At 65.5% G+C, this 20761-nt stretch carries 20 protein-coding genes; 14 read left to right on the forward strand and 6 right to left on the reverse strand.

Going from position 1 to position 20761, the window contains the following annotated elements; translation table 11 throughout:
• The first annotated feature begins 40 nt into the window (after positions 1-40).
• From SZ63_RS03740 to SZ63_RS03750, 3 genes are all read left to right on the forward strand, one after another.
• On the forward strand, positions 41-556 hold the full coding sequence (locus tag SZ63_RS03740; protein WP_048181405.1) for a DJ-1/PfpI/YhbO family deglycase/protease: 516 nt from the start codon (positions 41-43) through the stop codon (positions 554-556).
• Positions 550-1263, forward strand: coding sequence for a dolichyl-phosphate beta-glucosyltransferase (locus SZ63_RS03745; protein ID WP_048181408.1), 714 nt, complete (start codon positions 550-552; stop codon positions 1261-1263). The genes SZ63_RS03740 and SZ63_RS03745 overlap by 7 nt, the downstream gene beginning before the upstream one ends.
• A gap of 262 nt (positions 1264-1525) precedes the next feature.
• Positions 1526-2479, forward strand: a complete 954-nt coding sequence (locus tag SZ63_RS03750; RefSeq protein WP_048181411.1) for an HD domain-containing protein — start codon at positions 1526-1528, stop codon at positions 2477-2479.
• Positions 2480-2625: 146 nt separating this feature from the next.
• Here the strand turns inward: SZ63_RS03750 and SZ63_RS12610 are convergent, their stop codons facing one another.
• Both SZ63_RS12610 and SZ63_RS03755 read right to left on the reverse strand, forming a co-directional pair.
• Complete coding sequence (locus SZ63_RS12610; protein WP_394298769.1) at positions 2626-2751, reverse strand: YHS domain-containing protein; 126 nt, start codon at positions 2749-2751, stop codon at positions 2626-2628.
• A 13-nt stretch (positions 2752-2764) separates the two neighbouring features.
• Positions 2765-5230: a heavy metal translocating P-type ATPase gene (locus SZ63_RS03755; RefSeq protein WP_048181413.1), complete on the reverse strand. Its 2466-nt coding sequence runs from the start codon at positions 5228-5230 to the stop codon at positions 2765-2767.
• Positions 5231-5397: 167 nt separating this feature from the next.
• Between SZ63_RS03755 and SZ63_RS03760 the strand changes: the two genes are divergently transcribed.
• On the forward strand, positions 5398-6330 hold the full coding sequence (locus SZ63_RS03760; protein ID WP_048181414.1) for a HEAT repeat domain-containing protein: 933 nt from the start codon (positions 5398-5400) through the stop codon (positions 6328-6330).
• 19 nt (positions 6331-6349) lie between these two features.
• Entirely contained in the window at positions 6350-7273 is a 924-nt protein-coding gene (locus SZ63_RS03765; protein ID WP_241481234.1) for a HEAT repeat domain-containing protein, read from the forward strand.
• A 91-nt stretch (positions 7274-7364) separates the two neighbouring features.
• Here SZ63_RS03765 and SZ63_RS03770 read toward each other — a convergent pair whose 3' ends face one another.
• A complete protein-coding gene (locus tag SZ63_RS03770) occupies positions 7365-9260 on the reverse strand; it encodes a PKD domain-containing protein (protein WP_082122637.1) in 1896 nt (631 codons plus the stop codon).
• Between the two features lie 334 nt (positions 9261-9594).
• Positions 9595-10845 (reverse strand): histidinol dehydrogenase, encoded by a 1251-nt coding sequence (gene hisD, locus SZ63_RS03775; protein ID WP_048181419.1) that lies wholly within the window; start codon positions 10843-10845, stop codon positions 9595-9597.
• Positions 10846-10984: 139 nt separating this feature from the next.
• Between hisD and SZ63_RS03780 the strand changes: the two genes are divergently transcribed.
• The 6 genes from SZ63_RS03780 to SZ63_RS03805 all read left to right on the forward strand — a co-directional run bounded on the left by SZ63_RS03780 (position 10985) and on the right by SZ63_RS03805 (position 17025).
• Positions 10985-11956, forward strand: coding sequence for a substrate-binding domain-containing protein (locus SZ63_RS03780; RefSeq protein ID WP_048181422.1), 972 nt, complete (start codon positions 10985-10987; stop codon positions 11954-11956).
• 67 nt (positions 11957-12023) lie between these two features.
• The gene (locus tag SZ63_RS03785; RefSeq protein ID WP_048181426.1) at positions 12024-12719 is read left to right on the forward strand and encodes an ABC transporter permease; all 696 of its coding nucleotides are present in this window, start codon (positions 12024-12026) and stop codon (positions 12717-12719) included.
• A 4-nt stretch (positions 12720-12723) separates the two neighbouring features.
• Positions 12724-13809, forward strand: a complete 1086-nt coding sequence (locus SZ63_RS03790) for an ABC transporter ATP-binding protein (RefSeq protein WP_048181429.1) — start codon at positions 12724-12726, stop codon at positions 13807-13809.
• A gap of 122 nt (positions 13810-13931) precedes the next feature.
• Positions 13932-15023, forward strand: coding sequence for a tungstate ABC transporter substrate-binding protein WtpA (gene wtpA / locus SZ63_RS03795; RefSeq protein ID WP_048181434.1), 1092 nt, complete (start codon positions 13932-13934; stop codon positions 15021-15023).
• A gap of 66 nt (positions 15024-15089) precedes the next feature.
• Positions 15090-15971, forward strand: coding sequence for an ABC transporter permease (locus SZ63_RS03800; RefSeq protein WP_241481235.1), 882 nt, complete (start codon positions 15090-15092; stop codon positions 15969-15971).
• The gene (locus SZ63_RS03805; RefSeq protein ID WP_048181437.1) at positions 15958-17025 is read left to right on the forward strand and encodes an ABC transporter ATP-binding protein; all 1068 of its coding nucleotides are present in this window, start codon (positions 15958-15960) and stop codon (positions 17023-17025) included. The genes SZ63_RS03800 and SZ63_RS03805 overlap by 14 nt, the downstream gene beginning before the upstream one ends.
• Here the strand turns inward: SZ63_RS03805 and SZ63_RS03810 are convergent.
• A complete protein-coding gene (locus SZ63_RS03810) occupies positions 17006-17185 on the reverse strand; it encodes a SemiSWEET family transporter (protein WP_052959052.1) in 180 nt (59 codons plus the stop codon). The genes SZ63_RS03805 and SZ63_RS03810 overlap by 20 nt on opposite strands.
• Positions 17186-17310: 125 nt before the next feature.
• Positions 17311-18441 (reverse strand): putative sulfate/molybdate transporter, encoded by a 1131-nt coding sequence (locus SZ63_RS03815; protein ID WP_048181440.1) that lies wholly within the window; start codon positions 18439-18441, stop codon positions 17311-17313.
• Positions 18442-18620: 179 nt separating this feature from the next.
• Between SZ63_RS03815 and modA the strand changes: the two genes are divergently transcribed.
• Genes modA through SZ63_RS03830 form a run of 3 tightly spaced genes read left to right on the forward strand, consistent with a single transcriptional unit; the run spans position 18621 to position 20758 of the window.
• Positions 18621-19439 carry a molybdate ABC transporter substrate-binding protein gene (gene modA / locus SZ63_RS03820; protein ID WP_048181441.1) on the forward strand — a complete coding sequence of 273 codons (819 nt, stop codon included), beginning with the start codon at positions 18621-18623 and terminating at the stop codon, positions 19437-19439.
• Between the two features lie 21 nt (positions 19440-19460).
• Positions 19461-19964 carry a tRNA (N6-threonylcarbamoyladenosine(37)-N6)-methyltransferase TrmO gene (gene tsaA, locus SZ63_RS03825; protein WP_048181443.1) on the forward strand — a complete coding sequence of 168 codons (504 nt, stop codon included), beginning with the start codon at positions 19461-19463 and terminating at the stop codon, positions 19962-19964.
• A complete protein-coding gene (locus tag SZ63_RS03830) occupies positions 19961-20758 on the forward strand; it encodes an ABC transporter permease (protein ID WP_048181445.1) in 798 nt (265 codons plus the stop codon). The genes tsaA and SZ63_RS03830 overlap by 4 nt, the downstream gene beginning before the upstream one ends.
• The last annotated feature ends 3 nt before the right edge of the window (positions 20759-20761 follow it).

The following is a 20761-nucleotide window of genomic DNA, read 5'->3' on the forward strand; positions in this document are numbered from 1 at the left end:
CATCAATACGCTTATGAACAAATCCTGATAGGAGACCCGTATGAAACTCTTGCTTGCGATTGCCCCTGAACGGTTCAGGGACGAGGAACTGGAGATCCCGAAACGGACCTTCGAGGAGGGGGGGATCGGCGTCGATCTCGCCTCTACTGTCGCCGGCACGTGCACGGGGATGCTGGGATGCACCGCGGAGGCGGCCATGACGTTTGAGGACGTGGATCCCGGCGACTACGCCGGGATCGTGGTCGTGGGCGGAAGCGGCTCGGAGGAGCACCTCTGGGGAAGCGAAAGGCTCCGGAACCTTGTCCGGTCGTTCTTCGAGCAGGGCAAGGTCGTCGCCGCCATCTGCCTCGCACCGGTCGTGCTGGCACGGGCGGGCGTCCTCGCCGGACGGCAGGCGACGGTATACCCGAGCCCGGCGGCGGTATCCGAGATGAAGAAGGCAGGAGCGAACCTCCTCGAAATCCCCGTCGTCGCCGATATGCAGGTCGTGACCGCCAACGGCCCCGAAGCTGCCGCACAGTTTGCCGACACCATCATCACGAAACTGGAATGCTGAACGAGACACACGCCGGCGGCGTGAACCCGGCGGACTGCACCCTGGTGATCCCCGCATACAACGAAGAGCGGCGGATCCGGTCACTCCTCGAGGACGTCTCGGGCTTTCGAGGCCATCTCGTCTTCGTCTGCGACGGAACCGATGCCACTCCCGCGATCATCGGTGCGTTTGCGGGCGCTCACCCGTCGCTCTCCATCCGGTGCCTGACGTTTCCGGCCCGGCTCGGGAAAGGCGGAGGCGTCGTTGCCGGGATGGAGGCGGCGGCGACGCCCTTGGTCGGCTACATGGACGCAGACGGCTCGACCGCGCTATCCGAGATGGAGCGGCTCTTCGATCGCCTCGCAACCGCCGACGGCGCCATCGGCTCGCGCTGGGTTTCGGGCTCGGTCCTCCCCGTGCGGCAGGGGTTCCGGCGCCGGGTCGAGAGCCGTCTCTTCAACCTGATGGTCAGGGCGCTCTTCGGGCTCGAATACCGGGACACCCAGTGCGGGGCGAAGGTCTTCCGGAAAGAAGCTCTTGAAACGGTTCTCTCGTCCATCCGGTCAACCGGGTTCGAGTTCGACGTCGAACTCCTCTGGCGGCTGCGGCGGAACGGCTACCGGGTGGAAGAGGTCCCGATCACCTGGGAGAACCGGGACGAGTCGAAGGTGATGACATCGGACGCGAAGGCGATGCTGATGGGGATGCTCCGGCTCCGGTTCGGGTGAAGGGATCTCCCGACGGAACTGTCGTAACCTGAACTCCGGACGTCCCGTCCGTCGTTCCTGGCGGGACATGCATCGCCTTCGAAGCCTGATGGCTTCGCAATCTCCGTTCGGCCGCGATCGCGGCCGAACATCGCCGCTCGAAAACGCTTCGCGTTTTCTCATGCTCCGCCTGCCCCTAGCGGGGCACGCATCGCAACCGGAACAAACCACCGCTCTTTAAGCCTTTCCGGGCAAACGGGTAGTTACAGGAGCGCTGATCGGGGTGTTTGAGAAGACAGTATTCGTGGAGGAGATCAACGGGGGCGTCCAGGTCGACGCGCCTTTCGTGGTGGATGCTGCGGAACTCCGCGAGAAGCGGGGCGGCAAGTATATCCAGCTCGCCATCTCCGATAAGACCGGTCGAGGAGCCTGCAAGGTCTGGGGAACGCCGGATCACAGCGTGGAGCAGATCGAAGCGTTCTGCCGCGCGATCCGGCCCGGCGAGATCTACCGCATCCAGGGCTACGCGAAGATCTTCAACGGCACCTGCGAGGTCAACGTGAACGACGGGATCACCTGCCTCGCCGACCCGGTGCCGCAGGAGAGGTTCGAGCCGTCCCTGTTCGTGTATGCCCCCGTCGATATCGAGAGCGTCCGGTTGGGGCTCGCCCGTATGGCCGCGAAGATCGAGGAACCCGGCATATCCTCTCTCGTCTCAACGGTCATGAACGACGCCCCGGATTTCCTCGACGCTCCGGCGGCCAAATACCACCATCATGCCTACATCGGCGGCCTTGCGGAGCACACCCTCGAGACCGCGGAGATTGCGCTCTCTCTTTCGAGCACCGTCAGCCGGACGGAGATGGATACCGACGTCCTCCTCGCCGGAGCGCTCCTCCACGATGTCGGGAAAGCGTCCTGCTTCTGCCGCCGGGGGTTCTCGTTCGTCGCGCTCCCGGAATACACCCTCGTCGGGCACACGGCGATCGGGGCGGCGGCGCTCATGAAGCATTCCGCCGGTGTCGACCCTGCACGGTTCGGCCACATCCTCCATATCCTGATGTCGCACCACGGCCCCCACGGGGATGTCCTGCCCCGGACACCCGAAGCCTGGGCGGTTCACTTCGCCGACAACGCCAGCGCCTTTCTCCGGGAAGTCTCGGACGACGCCGCGGACCTTGCGCCGGGAGAGGGACGGCAGGGAACGCGGAGCGGGAAGGCGGTCTACCGGTTCTGACCGTGGCAGGGGCGCACCCGGGCGTAAACCACATAGTGCTATATCAAAAAAGCCAATAATTCTTGCCCCGTTTCAGGAATTCTCTATTATTCTTTGAGTATAAGCCCTTTACGATCCGAACCGGGACGCCCGCCGGCAAAAAATGGTTACGATTCCTTCAGGTACGCCTCGGGGTCGCGCTCGAAGAGCTTCTTGCATCCCGGGGCGCAGAAGTAGTAGGTCCTGCCCCGGTACTCGGCGGTGTACTTCGCATTCGCCTCATCGACGTCCATCTTGCATACCGGATCAACTGCCACGTGCATCAGCCTCCGACAGCGTCCCTCTCTTCGCCGGAGGTATATAAGCCTTGAGCAGCAGGGAGAGCGAGACGACCGTCACCGACGAGAGCGCCATCGCGAGCGCCGCAAGTTCCGGCCGGAAGGTGATGCCGAAGAAGGGGTAGAGTACCCCCGCGGCGAGGGGGATGAGGGCGGAGTTGTAGGCGAACGCCCAGAAGAGGTTCTGCTTGATCCGGCTCATCACCTTCCGGGAGAGTTCGACGGCCGCGACGACGTCGATCAGGTCGTCGCGGATGAGAACGACATCCCCGCTCTCGATGGCGACGTCGGTCCCGCTCCCTATGGCGATCCCGACGTCCGCCTGCGCGAGCGCCGGGGCGTCGTTGATCCCGTCGCCCACGAAGGCCACGACCTCGCCCCGGCCCTGAAGAGCCCGGACCTCCTCGGCCTTCTCCTGCGGCAGCACCCCGGCGCGGACGTCCTCGATCCCGACCTCCCGCGCGATGGCGTTCGCCGTCCGCTCGTTGTCGCCGGTGATCATCGTGACGGCAAGGCCCATACGTTTCAGTTCCGCAACGGCACGCTTCGTCGTCGGCTTGAGGGTGTCTGCGATGGCGAGGATGCCCGCGAGGTCACTCCCGGCGGCGACCAGGACCGCGGTCTTCCCCTCGTCCTGGAGGGCGGCAATCCGGCGTTCCGCCCCCTCCGGGATGGTGACGCCGTGCTCCTCGAGGAACGGCCGGTTCCCGATAAACACCTCCGTACCCTCCACCACGGCGCTGACCCCCCGGCCGCCGAAGGTGGTGAACCGTTCCGAAGCCGGGACGGTGACCCCCGCACTCTCCGCCCGCCGGACGACCGCCTCCGCGAGCGGGTGCTGCGAGTTGTGCTCGACCGCCGCGGCGACCGCAAGCAGCCGCTCCTCCGGCACCGCGAGCGTGACGACGTCGGTGACGTCCGGTTTCCCCCGGGTGAGCGTCCCGGTCTTGTCGAAGACGATCGCGGTCAGTTTTTCGGAGACCTCAAGCGCCTCGCCGTTTCTTATCAGCACCCCGAGTTCGGCGCCGCGGCCGATCCCGACGGTCACGGCGGTCGGGGTGGCGAGACCCAGCGCACAGGGGCAGGCGACGACCAGGACGGAGATCAGCACCGTGAGCGCAAAGAGGAGCGGGGCGCCGAGCCCGAAGTACCAGACCAGGAAAGCGGCGGTTGCAATCGCGAGCACGGCCGGGATGAAGTAGGAGACCGCGACGTCCGCGATCCGCTCCACCGGGGGTTTCGAGCCCTGGGCGTCCCTGACGAGCCTGATGATCTGCGAGAGCACCATGTCCTTCCCGATCTTCTCGGCACGGATCCGGAGGACGCCGTTTACGTTCAGGGTGCCGCCCACGACCTCGTCGCCCTCCTTCTTATCGGCCGGGATGGGCTCGCCGGTGATCATCGACTCGTCCACCGAACTCTCGCCGCCGACGACCGTCCCGTCCACCGGCACCTTCTCCCCCGGCCGGATCAGGATGACGTCGCCGACGACCACGGCCTCGACCGGGACCTCGACCTCCTTGCCGTCCCGGATCACCGTCGCGGTCCGGGGCCGCAGGCCGACGAGTTTCTTGATGGCCTCGGACGTCCGCCCCTTCGCCCGGGCTTCGAGGTACCTCCCGAGCGTCAGGAACGCCGCGAGCATCACCGCGGTCTCGTAGAAGTTGAAGTCCGGGGTGAGGACGATCTGAAACGTCCCGAGAAGGCTTGCGCCGTAGGCGACGCCGATCCCCATCGCATACATGACGTCCATCGTCAGCGCCCGGTTCCGGAGCGCGGCCGCCGCGGCCCTGAAGATGGGGGCGCTGACGTAGAGAAAGACCGGCAGGGTGACGGCCAGCATGACGAGGTTGACCGAAACCGGGAGGGCGGCCGCCCCCGGCATCCCGAAGAGCATGTAGAGGAAGAGCGGGATGCTCACCGCGAACCCGACGGTAAACCGCCGGAACTTGTCCCGGAGGTCTTCCTCGCGCATCCGGGCCTCGACGTCCTCGGGGATCTCCTCCTCGAGCCCCAGGTACTGGTAACCGGCATCCTCGACGGCGGCCCGGATATCCGCGATCGTGACGAGTGCGGGGTTGTAAACGATATGTGCGTTCTCGCTTGCGAGGTTGACACGGGTTTCGTAGACCCCGTCGAGATCCGCGAGCGAGGCCTCGATCACCTGCGCGCAGCTCGCGCAGACCATCCCCCCGATCCTGACGGTGGCCTCGTTCCTCACGACCTCGTAGCCGGCGTCCGAGACCGTCCACTCAAGGTCGGCAAGGGTTGCCCTCGCCGGGTCGTACTCGACGGTAGCGGTCTCGCTTGCGAGGTTGACCCGGGCGTCGTAGACAGCGTCCCTGCCCTTGAGAGCGTGTTCCACGTTGAGAGCACAGGACGCGCAGTGCATCCCGGTGATCTTCAGTTCCGCTCTTCTCTTCTCCTCCGGCATGATACTCTCCTCGCTGTGCGCAGATAAAATACCTGCACCCACCTGTCCGTGGTCCCGCACCCCCCTCCCTGGAGGAGCCGGATCGCCGTTACGGCACGTGACGATTTTTATACACAATATTATTATACTCATGACCGATTATATCGCCCCGTCATGAGGTGATTGTGGTGCAGAGAAGGGATATTCCAGCAGGGGAGAAGCAGTACGATGTCGAGCATCTGGCATCGAGACAGGACGTCGACGGCCTGATCGAGGCGCTGCAGAGCGGCGATCCGACCACCCGCCGGAGTGCCGCACTCGGCCTCGGGGCGCTCGGGGAATGGCGGGGGGTGGACCCCCTCATCCGGGCGCTCACCGACCCGGTGCAGGACGTCCGGGAGGGGGCGGCGAACGCGCTCGTCCTCGTCGGAACACCGGCGGTCGAACCGCTGCTCGACCTCCTCGATCGCCCCGGTGCTGCGGCCGGGTACGGGCTTGCGCGGGGAGCACCCGGGGAAGGGCTGACGCAGGTCGATCTCCTCGGGGGGCCCGAAGGCATGCCGGCCACGAAGAGGACTCTCCGGCACAGGGGAGGCATCAGGCAGCACGACGCGTTCGGCGGTCCGGAAGACATCAGAAGAGCGGGAGGCGGAAGGGCTCGCGACGAGGAGGAAGGGCTCGCCCAGCACGATGCGTTCGGCGGCCCGGAGGATATCAGGAGAGCGGGGGCCGGAAGGGCCGTCGAAGGAGAGGAGGAGATCACCCAGCACGACCTCCTCGGCGGCCCGGGGGACGTCGGGACGGAGAAGAGCCTCCGGCACCCCGAAATCGCGCAGCACGACCTGTTCGGCGGCCCGGAGGATGCAGAGGCGCACAAGGCCCTCTTCCCCGGAGCGAGAAGGGCCGGCGTCGTGCCGGAAAGCGCCGTCCCCGACGCGGGGCTCCGCCGGGCTTACGCCGCCGTCATCCTCGGCGAGATCGCCGACCCGCGGGCGGAAGGCGCACTCGGTCGGTCACTCTCCGACACCGATCCCGCCGTCCGGAGGGCGGCCGAGGACGGGATGACGCGGTTCCGGCAGAAGCGCGGGATGGCCACGTCCGTCCCGCCGACGTCACGGTGACGAAGCGGAGGTGAAAGTGTTGGAGCAAGAAGACGTCGAGAGGCGGTTCAATATCGACCTGATGAGAGCGGAGAAGGATGTCGACGGCCTGATCGGGGCGCTGAACAGCACCGACGGCCTGACCCGCCAGCGGGCCGCCCTGGCGCTCGGGGACGTCGGCGGCGCCGAAGCGATCGGGCCGCTCGTCCGGGCGCTCGGCGATCCGCTGACGGCGGTTCGGGAGGCGGCGGCGGACTCGCTCACGCTGCTCGGGACGCCGGCGGTCGGGCCGCTGGTCGAACTCCTCGAGAAACCGGAGGCGGCGAAGTACGGGGAGGCGCCGGGCGCCGGCGAAGCGCCGACCGTGACCGGGCCGGGCGGCCGGACCTGGGAAGTCGAGACGCAAGGAGACCTCCGGCGAGTCTATGCGGCTGCCATCCTCGGCGAGATCGGCGATCCCGCCGCGTTAGAACCCCTCGTCCGGGCGCTTCGGGACGAAAACGACGACCTCCGGTGCCAGGCAGCGGGAGCCATAGCTAAGTTCGGCGACAGAGCGACGGAGCCGCTTCGCCGGATGCTTGCCGACCCGGACCCGGACGTCAGGATCTTCGCGGCCGGCGTCCTCGGGGATACCGGGGATGCCTCGGCGGTCGAGCCCCTGATCGGTGCTCTTCACGACGGAACCGACGACGTCCGGGGCGCAGCGGCGGGCGCCCTCATCCGGATGGGCGATGCCGCGGTCGAGCCCCTCGTCGCGGCGACGAAGGATGCCGACCGGAACGTCAGGCTCTACACGGCGGGTGCGCTCAAGTACATCGGCGACCTGCGGGCGATCGACGCGCTCCGGAACCTCACCCTGGACGAGGATGCGGACGTGCGGAGCGTTGCCGAGGACGCGATCGATACGATCCAGATGGTCCGCAGAGAGGCCGCCCCGGAGCCGTCGCCGCCGACGTCGCGGTAACCGATCTTACTTTTTTGCCCGGAGTTCGAGCACCAACGGCCGAAACAAGGAGAGTGTTCAAAAAAGGTGGGTATTCTGTCGCGGCGCGAAGTCAGTCGTATTTTCGGAAGAGCGCCGGGTTCTGCCTCCTGATCCACCAGCGCCGGATCAGGTATCCGCCGCCGGCGAGCACCAGGATCACCCCGGCGACAAGGGCGACGGTCCCGAGCGGGAACTCGGGCGCCGGCTCACCGGCCGGCGCGGCCGCGGTCTGCGTCACGGTGGGCTCTGCTGCCGCCCGTGACGTCGTCGTCGCTGCTGTCGGCGTCGTCTGTGCCGCTGTCGGGGTCGTCACGACCTCCTCGCCTCGCTCGACCCCGCTGATCGCAAAGAGCGAGAACCCGGGGGTCGTCGCCGTGAAGGTGACCGTCGTCCCGGTGACGCTCTCGATCGTCGTCGGGAGCGCCTCCCATGCCGTGCCGTTGTAGTGGTAGAGCACGATCTCTTCGGGGGTGAATCCATGCTCCTCGAGCCACGCGGCCGGGACGGTGAAGGTGATGTTCGCCCCGGTAATGGTCTCGAACCGTGCCGGCACCAGGTCGATGTACTGGTACGGGGTTCCCGGCGCCGGGGGAATGCCGGCTCCCGGGGAGGACTGCTTCCACCCGGTGACGATCAACATCTCAAGCCCGGTTCCGGTGACGTTGACCCTGCTCACGACAGAGTCGCCGCCCACGTTGTATCCGTCCGGCCCGCCCGTCGAGCCGCCGCCACCGCCGCCGGAGGACGGCCGGCGGGTCGGGGTCGGGGTGGGGGAGGCCGTGACCGTGATGTACCCGGTGCTCTGCGCAATGTCGCTCCCGCCGGCGTTGTATACCTGCAGTGCCACCGAGTAGGTGCCCGGGGCGGTATAGGTGTGCGTGGGGTTCTCTGCCGTCGATCCTGCAGGCTGGAGCCGCCACACGTCGTTGAAAACGGCGGTACCGTTAAATCCGCCCATGAGGACGATGCTCCCGTCCGACGCCGCGACGCTGGCGAACATGCTTCTTGCCGGCCACCCGGTATCCGGCAGCTCTGTCCACGTTGCTCCGCCGTCGGTCGAACGCCACGCATCGTTCTTCCAGACGCCGTCGTGACCGCCCGTGAGCACGATGCTCCCGTCCGGCAGCGCGACGGCGGTGTGATACCGCCTCCCCGTCCAGTCGGCGCTATCGGTCACCTGCGTCCATGTTGCTCCGCCGTCGGCCGACCGCCAGGCGTCATTTTTCCAGGTGCTTTCGTCGTCACCGCCCGTGAGGAGGATGCTTCCGTCCGGCAGCGCAACACTGGTATGCAGGGCTCTTGCCGTCCACCCGGCGTGCTCGGTCTGCCGCGTCCACGTCGTGCCGCCATCGGTCGATCGCCAGGTGTCGTTCAACGGATCTTCTTCATCGTCCAGACCGCCCATGACTACGATGCTCCCGTCCGGCATCGCAACGCTGTCATGCTGGAATCTTTCCGGCCATGCGGCATCGCCGGTCTGCTCCGTCCACGCTCCGCCGTAGGTTTCGTCGCCGAAGAACCACGCCCACCCGGTCGGGCCGCCGGTCGAGGCGTCGGTGAAGGAGACGGTCAGGGGTGCGGTGCCGGACGTCAGGGTGCCGCTGAAGGCTGCTTCCGGCGGGGGAGGGGTGACCGTAATGTAACCGGACCTGGTTTCCGTGTCCGATCCATCCGCGTTGGTGGCCGTCAGGCTGACCGTGTAGGTCCCGGCGGAGGAATAGACGTGCACGGGGTTCCGGTCAGTCGAGGTCCCGCCGTCGCCGAAATCCCAGTACCATGAGCTCGGCCATCCCGCTGAAGTATCGGTGAACTGCACCTCAAGGGGCGCCGAGCCGGTGGTCGGCGTGCCGCTGAACGCCGCCGTCGGGGGCATCGGTCCGACAGCGCTCGCGGTGCCGACAAGCAGCAGGACTGCAGCGATCAGGCATAGTGCCGTCGTAGAAAAGTTAACGGAAAGTTTCGGCATAAAGGGTTTAGTAAATTACTAAACGATAAGCATTCTGGTTTTGTGTTGCGCATTGGGCGGCATTAAGGCTTCGGATCCGCATATGGGCGTCGGAAATCTCCGATAGCCGTACAATCGTGTGTCTTTTCCGCACAGGATCGGGCTCGGAAAATGGGGTGTTCCGCTCCCTCTCATGGCATCAGTCGTAGTCCTTGAAGAGCGCCGGGTTCTGCCGCCGTATCCACTTGCGGCGGGCCCGGTGGATAAGCGCGATCATCCCGAACGGGAAACCGTGAGCCGGCGGGAGGGGAGGTATATTTTCGAAAAACCCGTGCCGCTAAAAAAAAGAGTATCTCTATCCCCTTCTCCTCACCCGCACCGATTCCGCGTGGGCGTGGAGCCCCTCCGCGTCGGCGATCGTCTCCACCACGTCGCCGATCGCTTCGAGCCCTTCCCGCGTGATCACCTGCACCGTCGAGCGCCGGCAGAAGTGGTTCACATCGAGGCCGGAGTAGAGGCTGGCGTAGCCCGCCGTCGGGAGGACGTGGTTTGTCCCCGATGCGTAGTCGCCGCAGGCAACCGCCGCGTAGGGGCCGACGAAGATCGACCCGGCGCTCCGGATGCGGTTGAGGACGGCGAGCGGGTCGGCCACCTGAACCGAGAGGTGCTCGGGAGCGATCCCGTCGACGGTCGCGACCGCTTCGTCGAGGTCGGCGGCGACGATGTAGCCGGAGTGCTCAAGCGCCTTTGCCACGATCTCGCGGCGTTTCGCCTCCCCGGCCATCCGCTTCACCTCGGCCCCGACCGCATCGGCGACGGCCGCATCGGTCGCGACAAGGACGCAGGCGGCGTTCGGGTCGTGCTCGGCCTGGGCGAGGATATCGGCCGCGACGAAGGTCGGGTTCGCCGTGCCGTCTGCGAGGATCGCGATCTCGCTCGGGCCTGCGGGGAAGTCGATCTCGGCCTCGTCGCGGAGAAGCATCTTCGCCGCGGTGACGTAGACGTTCCCCGGGCCGACGATCTTCTCCACCCGCGGGATTGACTCCGTCCCGATCGCCATCGCCGCGATCGCCTGGGCGCCGCCGACCCGGTAGACCTCGTCGACACCGGCGATGTCGAGCGCGACGAGGGTGATCGGGTTGATTGGCGGCGGGGTGCAGCAGCAGATCTCCGCGACCCCCGCGACCTTCGCCGGGATCGTGCACATCAGCGCCGTCGAGGGGTAGGCCGCCCGCCCGCCGGGGACGTAGGCGCCGATCCGGGAGAGCGGGGTCGTCTTGACGCCGAGGGTGATCCCGGGCTCCATCTCCTGCAGCCAGAGGTCGCGCCCGCGCTGCAGTTCGTGGAACCGGCTGATCCGCTCTTCCGCCTCCACGAGGCTCGCGACCAGTTCTGCGTCCACCTCGTCGTAAGCCGCCTCCAGTTCCTCACCGGTGACGGCGATCTCCGCAAGATCGATCCCGTCGAACTTCTTTGTCAGGTCGAGCAGGGCGGTGTCGCCCTCCGCCCGCACCTTCCCGATGATCTCGGAGACCGGCCCTCTCACCCGGTCGATGTCCGACCGCCGCCCGGCGATCCAGGTCTCGATATCCAGCGCCTGCCACATGAGGAAAAGAATCGGCGGGCGGGAGCGTTAAGGTTTCGACCCCACCATCGTCCGGTGAGTCTCGCCCTGACAATCAGGTTTAATTAACAACCTGGCCGGGATAAATATATATTCCCGGAGCTCGTCAGAACGCGCTGCAATGAAGATAAATGCGACTCATCTGGCGGCAGGCATCATCACGATCCTGCTCATCCTCGCCCTCTGTGCCGGGTGCACGAGTCCGGCGCCGGGCGGAAACGAGACGCCGGCCGGCACGGCGACGACCGCTCCCGCCGGCGGGGGAAACGTCCTGCGGATAGCCACCACGACGAGCCTGGAGAACACCGGGCTGCTCGCGGAACTCGAACGGGTCTACGAGGAGGAAACCGGTATGGACCTCCAGTTCATCGCCCAGGGCACCGGACAGTCGATCGACTCCGGCAGGCGCGGCGACGTCGACCTGGTGCTCGTCCACGCCCCGGACCTTGAGCAGCAGTTCATCGACGACGGCTTCGGGATCAACCCGCGGTGCATCGCCTACAACTACTACATCATCGTCGGGCCCGAGTCCGACCCGGCGGGGATCGCGAACATGACCCCGGTGGAGGCCTTCCGGACGATCTACGCGGCCGGCACGAATGAGACGGCGGGTGTCGCCTTCGTCTCCCGTGGCGACAACTCCGGGACACACACCCAGGAGCAGGTGCTCTGGGAGCAGGCGGGCTACGATTACGATACCGAGATCCTGGACGCCGGGGCCTGGTACGTCGAGGCCGGCAAAGGCATGGGCGACACCCTGATCCTCGCAAACGAGCAGCAGGCATACACGCTCTCCGATGAGGGGACCTATCTTTCGTTTGCCGACCGACTCGACCTTGCACCGGTCGTCGCCGAGGGGGCGGAACTGCTGAACCGCTACAGCGCGATCGCCGTCAACCCCGCACAACACCCCGGCGTGAACGCAGAGGGGGCCGCGGACTTCATCAACTGGCTCACCACGAACGAGACGAAACAGATGATCGGTGAGTTCGGCGCCGAAGAGTTCGGCAAGCCGCTCTTCACGCCCCTCTACGCTCCCGAGTGTACCGAACCGCCGTTCAACTGCACCTGCACCGGAGAGGTGGCCGGATAAGCGGCATCAGGGACGGATGGCAGCCGCGGACCAAGGTGAATAACGGCATGACGGGGGTTGAGGGAGCGTGGTGAACGGGAACCCGATCATCGAGGGGTTCGTCGAGGCCATCGAGCTCATCATCACCCTCGACCCGCAGGTGGTGGAGATCACCATCCGCTCGCTCTACGTCTCCCTCACCGCCACCTTCTTTGCCGCACTGATCGCCCTGCCGCTCGGGGCGCTCATATACTTCTACGAGTTCCGGGGCAAGCACGCGGTCGTCTCCACGCTGCAGACGCTGTATGCGCTCCCCACGGTCATCGTGGGCCTGATCGTGTTCCTGCTCCTCTCCAACGTCGGGCCTTTCGGGTTTCTTCGTTTCCTCTACACCCCCGGCGGCATGATCGCCGCCCAGACCGTCCTCATCATCCCGCTCCTGATGGGGCTGACGGTCTCGGCGCTCTCCGGGATCGACCGGGACAAGCGCTACACGATCACTGCGCTCGGCGCGAGCAGGCTCCAGACGGTCATGACCATCATCGCGGAGGCCCGGTTCGCGGTCATGTCCGGCGTCCTCCTGGGCTTCGGGCGGGCGATCGCCGAGGTCGGGACGGTGATGATCGTCGGCGGCAACATCCGGGGCGCCACCCGCGTCCTCACCACCGCGATCGCGCTCAACACCTCGATGGCAAACTATTCCCTCTCGATTGCACTCGGGATCATCCTCCTTGCGGTGGCGCTCGGGGTGAACATAGCCCTCTCCCTGGTGCAGCGGCGGTGATACCATGACGATCATCGAAGCACACAACATCAGAAAATCCTACGGCAGCCTTGAAGTCCTGCACGACGTCGACCTCTTGGTCGAAGAAGGCGAGATCCTCGGACTCATCGGCCCGAGCGGGTCGGGGAAGAGCACGCTTCTGCGGCTCCTCGACCTGATCGAGCCCGCGAACGCCGGGGAACTCTCGGTCTTCGGGATCGACACGGTCACGGATCGCGGCACCTGGCTCGACCTCCGCCGCCGGATGGGAATGCTCTTTCAACGGCCGGTCGTCTTCAACGCATCCGTCTACGACAACGTCGCGATGGGGATGCGCTACCGCGGCGCCCCGCGTGACGAGATCGAGCGGAAGGTGAAGGAAGCCCTCGAAGCCGTCGGGCTCTCCCGTTACATCAAAAGCCGGGCGCTCGATCTCTCCGGCGGCGAGCAGCAGCGGGTGGCACTCTCACGGGTGCTCGTGACCGACCCCGAGATCCTCTTCCTGGACGAGCCGACGGCGAACCTGGACCCGACATCCACCGCCACTATCGAGGAGATCGTGACACGGCTGAACCGCGAGGCAGGAACGACCGTCCTCATAAGCACCCACGATCTGGCGCAGGGGCAGCGTCTCGCCCACCGGGTCGGGGTGATGATCGAGGGCACGATCGCCCAGACCGGGCCTTCCCGGGAGATATTCCGCGAGCCGAAGAGCCAGAGGATCGCCCGGTTCGTGGGCGTCCAGAACATCGTCCCCGGCCGGGTCGTGGCGCAACGAGAGGGGCTCACCGTGGTGGAGGCGCAAGGCAAGGAGATCTTCTCGGCGACTTCCCCGCCCGCCGACGAAGTCGAGATGATCGTCCGGGGCGAAGACATCTCCCTGCACCGGAGGAAGCCCGGCTACGAGGAGGCGGAGAACCTCTTCCCCGCCACGGTCACCGCCATCGAGCCCACGGCCCCGTTCGTGAATGTTGCGGTGCATTGCGAGTGCGATCTCGTCGCACTGGTGACCGCGAGGAGGGCGGAGACCCTCGGCCTCGAGATCGGCATGGAGGTCTGGGTCTCCCTCCAGGCGAAGGCGGTCCACCTTATCCCGCAGGCGGGGCGCTGAGCCGGTATTGCCGGCCACATCTCCGGCCCCCGCCCCGACCGGCAGCACCGGGTAAACCAATTTGAGTTAACTCGCGCCTGAATGAATATATTTAACTGTGCACCTCCCGCAAAACTTCTTTCATGAAATCAACCCGACTGTATGCGTTTATCTGTCTCATCGTCGCTGCCGCGGTCATGATCTGCGGCTGCACGGGGACAACGAACACCGATTCGACGCCCGGTGCAGGCAGCCAGACCACGACCCCCACGGCGACGGCAACCGCCGCCGGAGAAGTCCAGGTGAAGGTCTTCCATGCCGGCAGCCTGACCGGGCCGTTTGAGAAGGTGAAGGCAGAGTTCGAAGCCGATCACCCCGGCGTCACCGTGCTCCTCGAGCCCGCCGGCAGTGTCGATTGCATCAAGAAGATCACCGAGAACGGCAAGCCCGCCGACGTCCTCGCCTCCGCCGACTACTACCTCATCCCTGAGATGATGATCCCGGAGCACGCCGACTGGTACCTCACGTTCGCGAAGAACCGGATGGTCCTTACCTACTCAAACGACAGCAAGTACGCCGGCGAGATCACCGCCGAGAACTGGTACGAGATCCTCGACCGCGACGGCGTCCGATGGGGCTTCTCCGACCCGAACTCCGACCCCTGCGGCTACCGCACCCCGATGGTGATCCAGCTCGCCGAGGCCTACTATGAAAACGACCAGATCTTCGAGACTCTTGTCAGCGAGCACAGCAACATTACCGTCACCGAGGCAGACGGCGTCTACACGATCCACGCCGCCGACCCGAAGCCCGACAGCACCACCCTGACGATCCGCCCAAAAAGCGTCGAACTCGTCCAGATGGTCCAGTCCGGCGGACTTGACTACGCCTGGGAGTACAGGAGCGTTGCCGTCCAGCACGACCTCGAGTTCATCGAGCTCCCCGAGGAGATCGACCTCTCGTCGATAGACTTCGCGGAGAACTACGCGACCGTCCGGACCGAGGCGAAGAAGGGCGACGGCACCACGCTCTATGGCGGCTCCGCCATCGTCTACGGCGTGACCGTCCCGAAGATCGCCGAACATCCCGACCTCGGCACCGAGTTTGTGGAGATGCTGATCGGCGCCACCGGACAGGAGATCCTCGAGCGCGACGGCCAGCCCCCGATCGTGCCCGCGGGCGGCTACGGCGACGTCCCGACCGCTCTCCAGTCGCTCGTCGAGATGAAGGCCTGAACCCCTCTTTTTTATGCCATCAGTTATCAGCGGACGCGTACAACGCTTATTCAGGAACGTGCCGAAATGAAGACCGGAACGCTCTCGAGCGACCCCCTCCGGGGGGATGGTGAAGCAGCTCCCTCCTGGTGGAGAGAGCGCGGGAGGCGGCATATCGACTGGTGCACCGCCGGGTTCTGCATCATGGGAGGGCTGCTCGTCGGCATCACGGTGCTCGCCCTCGCGAACATGGCGACGGCGGAACTCGCCGATCCGGTGCATCTCTTCAAGGTCGCGGCGTCGTCGGAGGTGATCGGATCGATCCTCCTCACGTTCGGCGCGGGGGCGAGCGCCGTCCTTCTCCTCATCCTCTTCGGAACCCCGCTCGCCTACGTCCTCGCGCGGTCCCGCCCCTCCCGCTTCAAGGGAGTCGTCGAGAGCATCGTCGACATCCCGCTCATCCTGCCGCACACGGTGGCGGGCCTGCTCGTCTACCTCCTCTTCATGCGCCGCGGGTGGCTCGGTGCGCCGCTCTCGGAGGTCGGGCTTGCCTTCGAGGACGCGCTCCCGGGGACGATCGTCGCGATGCTCTTCGTCGCCTCGCCGTTCTACGTCAACACCATGCGGGAGGGGTTCGAGAAGGTGCCCGTCCACCTGGAGAACGTCGCCCGCACGCTCGGGGCGGGCACCTTCACCACGTTCCGCACGGTCACGCTCCCCTTAAGCCTCCGGCACATGTACAGCGGGGCCGTTCTTGCCTGGGGGAGGGCAATCGGGGAGTTTGCCGGCGTCATCATGATCGCCTACTACCCGTTCATCATATCGACGCTGATCTACTACTCCTTCACGACGGACGGCATCCACACGAGCAGAAGCATTGCGTTTACGGTCATCCTGGTGAGCTTCGGGGTCTTCTACCTCCTCCGGCGGATGACCCGGTACCTGGGGAGGTACGATGATCGCGTTTGACCGCGTCTCGCTCGCACTCGGCTCGTTCTCGCTCGACGACGTCAGCCTGACGATCGGTAAGGGCGACTACTACTTCATCGTCGGGCCGTCGGGTGCGGGAAAGACGGTGCTTCTCGAAGCGATCGCCGGCCTCCACCGGCCGGACAGCGGTCGCGTGCTCCTCCGGGGCACCGAGATCACCGCTCTCCCCCCGGAGAAGCGGAAGGTCGCCCTCGTCTACCAGGACTACTCGCTCTTCCCGAACATGAGGGTCATCGAGAACGTCTCCTACGGTCTTCGGGTGCGGGGGATGCGAAAGGAGGAGGCCCGGGCCGAGGTCGCCCCTCTCCTCGAACGGTTCGGGATCACCCACCTCGCGGACCGCTACCCGGGAACCCTCTCCGGCGGCGAGCAGCAGCGGGTGGCGCTTGCACGGGCCGTCGCGGTGAAACCGGACATCCTCCTCCTCGACGAACCGCTCTCGGCCCTCGACCCCGTCACGCAGGAGAAGTTCATCGACGATCTCCGGCGGCTCCACCGGGAGGACGGTCTCACCATCGTGCAGGTGAGCCACTCCCGCCGGGAAGCGCACCTGCTCGCCACCCGGATGGCGGTGATCATCGACGGGACGCTCGTGGACGAAGGAGAGGCCAACGTTGTGCTGAACGCGCCGAAGAGCCGCGAGGTCGCGTCGTTCATCGGGGTCGAGAACATCCTGGACGGAACGGTGACGGCAAACGACGGCGGGCTCGCGACGGTGGCTGCCGGAGGGCTGGCCTTCGAGGCAGTGACCGACGCAGCGGCGGGCGAGGAGGTCACCCTCTGCATCCGGGCCGACGACGTCGTCGTCGCCGTCGGGGACCGCCCGCAGTCCAGCGCCCGGAATACGATGGCCGGGACGGTTCTCCGGATCGCAGAGAACGGCCCCGTCGCCGAGGTGCGGGTGGACGCCGGCGTGGAACTGACTGCGGTCCTGACACGGCGGTCGGTGCGCGACCTCTCGCTCGTTCCGGGAACGCCCGTCACCCTCTCCGTCAAGGCGACGGCGATCCACGTCATCCGTTCTTTTTCTTGAGCGAGAGGGTGAGGGCGACCAGGAGGGCGGTCGCGGCGTTCGCCGCGACGATGGCGCCGTCCCCTTTTACCAACCCGTAGGCGAGCCAGAGCAGGACGCCCGCAAGGAGGACGACGAGCGTCGCGAGCGAGAGGTCGGCGGTTGAGCGCGTGGCAGCCACGCCCGGACGGCCTGCGGTGCGAGCGAGAGCGTGGTGAGCGATCCGGCGAGAAGACCGAGTGCGGTGACGGCGTCCATGAGAATCTCACCCGGGTCTTACGCCGGACGGGATAAACCCTGGGCAGGTCAGGTTCCGGACCGCCGGCCTTCCCACCACCGCATCGCATAGGCAACGATCATCCCGACGATGAACGCAAACGTGAGGCCCACTATGAGGGTGAGGACGGCGATGACCCCGGTGACCAGGTAGGACTCCGTCTTTACGCTGTGCTTCCCGAGCTCGATCGCCACGAAGACCAGGAGCGCGCCGAAGACGCCGAAGGGGATGAGGGTCAGCACCTCCGGCGGAGCGAAGGCGACGGCGAAGACGAGGATGAATATGCCGGCGACGATGTTCGCCCCACCGGTCCTCGCGCCGAACCGGTACATGGCGGCGAGCCCCCCGGCGCCGTGGCACATGGGGAACCCCCCGAGCGGCGTCGAGACCAGGTTCATGGCCCCGATCGTCCGCGAGAGCCGGTCGGGGTCCACGCCCTTCTTCGGGAAGAGGTCGTAGGTGAGGAGGGATGTCGCGAGGATGGCGTTCGCGATCGTGAGCGGTATCTGCGGGAGGGCAAGGTCCCAGGTTCCGGCGAGGAAGTCCGCCGGCATCGGGACGACCGGGACCGGAAGCGGCATCAGGCGGAACGGCGGCATCCCCTGCACGGCGATACCGGCGGCAAGCCCGATGAGAAGGACCAGCAGGGCGGAGACGTCCGGAATCCGGGTGCGCTGCGACAGAACGAAGAAGACGAGGATGATCCCGATGGACACGGCTGCAAAGAGAGCGTCGGCGACGATGTAGCCGAGCGACGTCCTGAGGAGAAGGAGTGCAAGCCCCGCCTGAACCCCCCGGACGACGCTTTTCGGGATATGCTCCCCGAGCCAGGTCATGCCGCCGACGAGCCCGAGCAGGAGGAAGAGCGCGCCGACGACAAGGCCCGAGGCCACGATCTCGCCGGCACAAAGCCCTTCCGCGATGACGATGGCACCGATCGCCTTCATCGGTTCGATGGGGACGGGAAGGCGGTAGTAGAGACCGGCGATGACGAACCACGCGGCGAGGAAGAGGAAGAAATGGCTGACGTTCACGTCCGGGCAGACGATGGCGACACCGAGCAGGATGGGAAAGATGGTGCCGAAGTCGCCGACAGCTCCGGCAACCTCCTCCAGGGTGATCCGAATGCCTTTCTCTTCCGTCCCGGTGCTCTCCGTCATTGTGCAACTCTCGGTATGTCTTGTCTCCTTTTTGGGGTTTCGGATGGGGATCCGGTATGTTCGGGGTTGCGGTTATGAAATCACGTTACTATTTCAATCAGGGCAAACCCATTAATTTGTGTTGGTTAATTTGATCCAATGTATAAACGTTTATTTTACCCACATGAGTAATTATTCTTATGAAAGCACACCTGCTTCTCATTCTTGCACTGCTTATCGCGGCAACCGCCGCCTTTGCATGCGGATGTACCGGAACCACCACCGATGCGCCGGGAGAGACCGAAACGGCCAAACCCGAGCTGCTCGTCTACTGCGGGGCGGGCATGCGCGAACCGATGGACGAGATCGCGGCGACCTTCACGAACAGGACGGGCATCCCGATCAACTTCGTCTTCGGCGGGTCGAACACCCTGCTTACCCAGATGGAACTGACGGAGATGGGCGACGTCTACATGCCGGGCGCGACCGCCTACTTCGATGCGGCCCGCGAGAAGGGGCTGGTCGAGGAGGAGCACCTGATCGTCTACCACGTCCCGGTCATCGCCGTTCCGAAGGGCAACCCGGCCGGCATCACCTGCCTTGAGGACATGACAAAGCCCGGGGTGCGGGTGGCTCTCGGCGAGAATCCCGGCACCGCCATCGGGCAGCTGACCGACAAACTCCTCGAAAAGAACGACCTCCTTACTGACGTGGAGAAGAACCTCGTGACCCGCAGCGGCACGGTGAACGAACTGCTGGTCTACATCTCCATGGGACAGGCCGATGTCGGTATCATCTGGGAGGACCTCTACGTGCCCGAGAAGATGGATATCATCTACATCCCGAACGCCGACAACCTGGTCAAGATCGTCCCCATCGGCGTGCTGACCTCGTCCGAGCACTCCACCGAAGCGGAGCAGTTCACCGCGTTCGTCATCTCCGAAGAAGGAAAGGAGATCTTCACCAGGCACGGTTTCATCACCTACCCGAGCGAGACCTACACAGACCTCAAACCCTGATATACAAGGAGGAGAAGTAGCATGGAAGTCACCTACCAGATCATAGGAACCATTCACTCACCGTTCACCGACCAGGACACAACGCCCATCCAGAGCATCTTCTCCGAGGCGGAGGGGACGATCGAGGTCTTTCCCGAGTACGCCGACGGGCTCGAGGGGGTCGAGGGGTTCTCCCACATCATCCTCCTCTACCACTTCCACCGGGCGAACGGCTTCAGCCTGCGCCAGCGCCCGTTCGTCGACGGCAGCAAGGAGCGCGGAATCTTTGCCATACGCCATTTCAGCCGCCCGAACCCGATCGGGATCTCCCTTGTCGAGGTCGTCTCCGTCGAGGGCAACACCGTCCGGGTCCGCGGGATCGACGTGCTGGACGGCACGCCGCTCCTCGACATCAAACCCTACGTCCGCCAGTTCGATCACCGCGACGAAGTCCGGAGCGGCTGGGTCGACGCAAAGCACATCGAGGAGGTGAAGGTCCGGAGTTTCTCCCCAAAGGATCTCCGGGAGCATGAGGAGTCTTCATGAACCTGAAAAACTCCTCTTATTTTCGGATGGCGACCGTTGCGGTCGCACTCCTCATCGCGGCCTTCATCGTAATGGTCCTCGTCGGGGTGGTCACCCACTCCCCCCCGGCCGTTCTCATCGAATGCTTCCTCTCCGAGGAGATCCAGTTCGCCATCAGGCTCTCGATCATCACCTCCGTCATCTCGACGCTCCTCTGCATCCTGGTCGCCGTGCCGGTGGCCTATGCCCTCGCCCGCTACACGTTCCCGGGCAAGACGGTGATGAACATGCTGATGGATATCCCGATGGCGCTCCCGCCGCTCGTGGCGGGCGTGGGGCTTCTGCTCTTCTTCGGGGTATCTCCGGTAGGAAAGTCGCTTGCTGCCGCGGGGCTCGCGTTCGTCTTCACGCCGCTCGGGATCATCATGGCCCAGTTCTTCGTGAACCTGCCCTACATGCTCCGGGTGACCCGTTCGACGTTCCAGGGCGTCAACCCCCGCTACGAGTACGTGGCAAAGACGCTCGGCTGCACCGACGCTCAGGCCTTCTGGCGGGTCACGCTCCCGATGTCCTGGAACGGCCTCCTCGCGGGATCGGTGATCACCTGGTCGAAGGGGATCGGTGAGTTCGGCGCCGGGCTGATGCTTGCCGGCGCAACGCGGATGAAGACCGAGACGCTTCCGCTCTCGCTCTTCCTGAATATGTCCACCGGAAAACTCGAGTATGCCATCGCTGCGGCGACGATCCTCATCATGATCTCGGTCGTCTCGCTCTACGCTTTCGAGCGCTACGGCGGAGCCACGCACGTCTACTAGGAG

It is taken from the genome of Methanoculleus sediminis (assembly GCF_001017125.1).
GTDB lineage: Archaea > Halobacteriota > Methanomicrobia > Methanomicrobiales > Methanoculleaceae > Methanoculleus > Methanoculleus sediminis.